This window comes from Brevundimonas sp. UBA5866 (genome assembly GCF_002432125.1).
Taxonomy (GTDB): domain Bacteria; phylum Pseudomonadota; class Alphaproteobacteria; order Caulobacterales; family Caulobacteraceae; genus Brevundimonas.
On the sequence record NZ_DJFS01000055.1, the window covers coordinates 1 to 3,383 of the forward strand.

The window sequence follows — 3,383 nt, forward strand, 5'->3', positions numbered from 1 at the left end:
GCGCGGCGAATGGCGCACCTTGCTGGCGCTGGCGCTGCGGTGCGCCGAGGACGCCGAAAAGGCCATCGTCGGCGAAGAGGCGTTTCTGCGCCGGGCCACGCTGGCCAACCGCATCAACGGGGCCAGTGCGACGGTGTTCGAGCGCGAGGTCGGGGCTGCGGCTGCCGACGTGGCTGCGGGCTTCATTCGTACCGTTCAGGCCTTTGCGCGAAGCACCACGACCCCTGCCCTGCGGGTCGAGCTGGCCGGCCTGGTGCGCCAGTCGGCGGGGTTTCTCGATCAGCGACTGACCGACAAGGCCCGCGAGGATTTTCAACGTGCCCATCAGGGGCGACCGGAGGTTTGGGGATGACGATCAAGGCAGAACAGGTGGCTNNAGAAAGGCCGGCGTTGACCCGCTGCGGGTGTTCGAGCCGGACAACCGTTTCGTGCGCGTGAGGGTCGCCCGATCCAGGCCCGGATGGAGCCGCGTGCTGGGCGTTGCCGTGAGCGCAGCGGCCTAACCATGACAGCAGACATTCTGGCCTTTCCCCTCCGTCGGCGTGATGCGGGCGGAGATCGGCTCCCTGTTGCCGGTGACCTGCTTGTCGGGCGGCTGAACGCAAGAACCCTGACGCTGTGGGTGGCCTGGCCTGTCGTGCGGGTCGAGGATGGCCGCATCGAGGCTGTCGAGCGTCCGGGCGGCGGTGTCCTGCGCGCATCGGACCTGATGGATCCCGATCAGGCGGACCTTTATCGCGCGGTCGAGCACCGGGCGGACGGTTTCCTGCCGTTGCGGTTCAACGGCTTCCCCAGCCGCGAGGCGGCGCGGGATGCCTTCGCGCAGGTGGCGCTGTGACGGCCGGGCGCGCAATGCGGGCGAACCGCATCGAGGATGCAGGCAGTCTGGACTATTTCCCGTCCGCGCCATGGCTGGGCCGCGCGCTGGGCGAGGTACTAGAACGGCTCGGCCTGCCCCTGGGCGAGGTGGTCGAGGAACCGGCGGCGGGCGAAGGGCATCTGGCGCACGGTCTGCGCGATGTCTGGCCGCGCATCCGGGCGTTCGACGTCTATCCGTATCCGCGACGGTCGGGAGCGGTGCCGCTGGTCCTGAGGGACTATCTGGCCGACTTCGCCGACGATGACACCCTGCCCTGCTGGACGGTGAGCAATCCGCCCTTTGGCGACCGCACCGGGCCGTTCATCCGCAAGGCGGTGGCGCGTTCCAGGATCGGTGCGGCCATGCTGCTCCAGCTGAGGCTGGTGGAGGGGCCGGGCCGACACCGGCTGTTCCGCGAATGTGGCCTGTACGCCACCGCTGTCATCCCGCGCAAACGTTCGGGGCTTCGCAAGGGCGTGTGGGTGCCGGGACAGAGCACGGCCACGGCCTATGCCTGGTTCATCTTCGTGCGGCCCGGTGCGGTCGAGGGCTGGGGCGGCTTCGATGGCGAAGCGCGCCAGATCTGGATCGATCCGGAGGCCGGACAGCGCCTGAGCCGTGACAGTGACCTGATTTACGCGGGGGTGGCATGACCGGCGACCTGTTCGGCTTCACCCCGCCCGAGCGCCGTGTGGCGGCGGGCGAGGTCGCCCTGGTGATGGTGCTTCACCATCAGACGCATGCCGCGTGGCTGCTGGACCCGAACGGTGACCGGCGGGCGGCGAAATGGATCCCCAAGAGCCAGTGCAGGCGTGGCGAAGGCCGCGACGAGAGCGTCTGGACCATGCCCAGAGGGCTGGCTGTCGAGCGGGGTTGGTTGTGATTTTCAATCGGAGAGAGGTGCCATGCAGGCGGCGTTGAACATCCTGCGCGAGCAGCGGCGGGTGATGCTGGAGCGCGGCGGTTCGGGACTGCCGGAACATCCGGGCGGGCGGACGCTGGCCGGGTGCATGTGCAGTGCGGAGAGCCGGGTATGAGCGACGTCGCTGTGACCTGGGCGAAGGCGCAGGAGTGTGTCGACCGCAATGGTCGGCGCGACCGCAACGCCAAGGACGTACTGAAGACCATGGCCGCATGGGCCGATGCCAATGGCGAGGTCTGGGCTGCCGTTCCGGTGCTGGCCCTCGAGTGCGAGGTGTCTGAACGTACCGTGCAGCGCGGTCTGCGCGCGCTGAAGGGCATGGGCCTGCTGATCGAAACGGGTGACCGCAAGGTCTACATGGGCCGCGTCTACCCCATCTATCGCATGCCGCTGGATACCGGCCATGCCAGCACCGTGCGTCGCTTGAAGGCAGAACGGCAGGCGGCTTGGGGTGACACGGGTGTCACCCCAACGGGCGCGCCTGGGGTGACACGGGTGTCACCCCAAGATGACACGGGTGTCACCCCGCGGGGTGACACGGGCGTCACCCAAATAGGGAAGGAAATTACTCAAGGGTTAAAACCCTCGTCGAGCGTGCGCGCGCGCAAGGCGGCTTGCGAGGCCTGGGCTTCGAAGGCTCCCGAACGTGTTGCCCCGCGACCGGTCGACCGGGCGTGGCTGAGTGCGCTGGAACGGTCGGGCCTTTCGGACGAACAGCTGCTGGCGGCGGTCATCGGGGCGGTGGCGCGCGATCCCGACTTTGCACGCGGCAAGGCGATGAACCTGGACCGCTGGCTGGATGAAGACCGCTATGAGGCGTGGTTGAGCGTGGAGCCGGTAGCAGCGGCTCCGGATGCCACCTCGATCTGGTCCGGCCCGGCGCAGGTTGCGGTGATCGTGGCGCGGGAAATGGGCGATACGGCGGTCAGCAGCTACCTGGCCCGCGCCGGCTGGGATGCCGAGCGCCAGACCGTAATCACCGCCACATCGGTCGCGCAGACCCGGCTGATGGAAGGGGCTGGATCGGCGTTGAAGGCCGCCGGGATCAGCGTGGTGGCCGCGTCGACGGGAGGTGCCCGCAATGGCTAGGTCGATGAAGGCTCAAGCCCGCATGCTGGCGCTGGCAGCGGGCACCGTCGCGGCTAGGCGCAAGGATGCCGACAGCATTGTCGTCAACGGTCGGGTGTTGACGCGCGCCCAGGCAAACGACCTGAAGCGCGCAGCTCAACTGGCCAAGGGATCGAACGAGCAGCGTCGGCAGGCTGCGGCTATCCTTCGCGAGGTCGAGCGGCAGCTGGCGCAGGCCAGCGAGGCGGAGCGGGTCGAAGCCGGTCTGAACGAAACCAGGGCGCTGGTGGGGGCCGGTCTCGTGGTGGAGCACGTCGAAGAGGCCCGGTTCGTAACCGATGCCCATGGCTGCGTCGTGCGCCATGAGGGCGAGTTGGTCGTGCGCGTCGAGCGGGCGAAGCGGCTGCGGCGGGTGGATGGGCTGGCAAGCCTGTTGCAGGCCGGTACGCTGAGCCTCGAGCTGTACGAGATCGGCATGCTGTACCGCACGATGCTGCTGCGGTCGCAGGCTCCTGTCGGCTCGAGCCTTCGTGC

General features: G+C 68.5%; 6 protein-coding genes. All 6 read left to right on the top strand.

Annotated features, from left to right (window positions below; all coding sequences use genetic code 11):
* Positions 1 to 352 (top strand): hypothetical protein (locus B3H86_RS06380; protein ID WP_292052118.1); only part of this gene is annotated, 352 nt, incomplete at its 5' end.
* 153 nt (positions 353 to 505) lie between these two features.
* Positions 506 to 838, top strand: a complete 333-nt coding sequence (locus tag B3H86_RS06385) for a hypothetical protein (RefSeq protein WP_292052119.1) — start codon at positions 506 to 508, stop codon at positions 836 to 838.
* Positions 835 to 1,512, top strand: coding sequence for a hypothetical protein (locus B3H86_RS06390; RefSeq protein WP_292052121.1), 678 nt, complete (start codon positions 835 to 837; stop codon positions 1,510 to 1,512). Before B3H86_RS06385 ends, B3H86_RS06390 begins: the two co-directional genes overlap by 4 nt.
* The gene (locus B3H86_RS06395) at positions 1,509 to 1,742 is read left to right on the top strand and encodes a hypothetical protein (RefSeq protein ID WP_292052122.1); all 234 of its coding nucleotides are present in this window, start codon (positions 1,509 to 1,511) and stop codon (positions 1,740 to 1,742) included. Before B3H86_RS06390 ends, B3H86_RS06395 begins: the two co-directional genes overlap by 4 nt.
* A gap of 150 nt (positions 1,743 to 1,892) precedes the next feature.
* On the top strand, positions 1,893 to 2,870 hold the full coding sequence (locus tag B3H86_RS06400) for a helix-turn-helix domain-containing protein (RefSeq protein ID WP_292052125.1): 978 nt from the start codon (positions 1,893 to 1,895) through the stop codon (positions 2,868 to 2,870).
* A 4-nt stretch (positions 2,871 to 2,874) separates the two neighbouring features.
* Positions 2,875 to 3,383: hypothetical protein (locus B3H86_RS06405; protein ID WP_292052127.1), on the top strand; the 509-nt coding region annotated here is incomplete at its 3' end.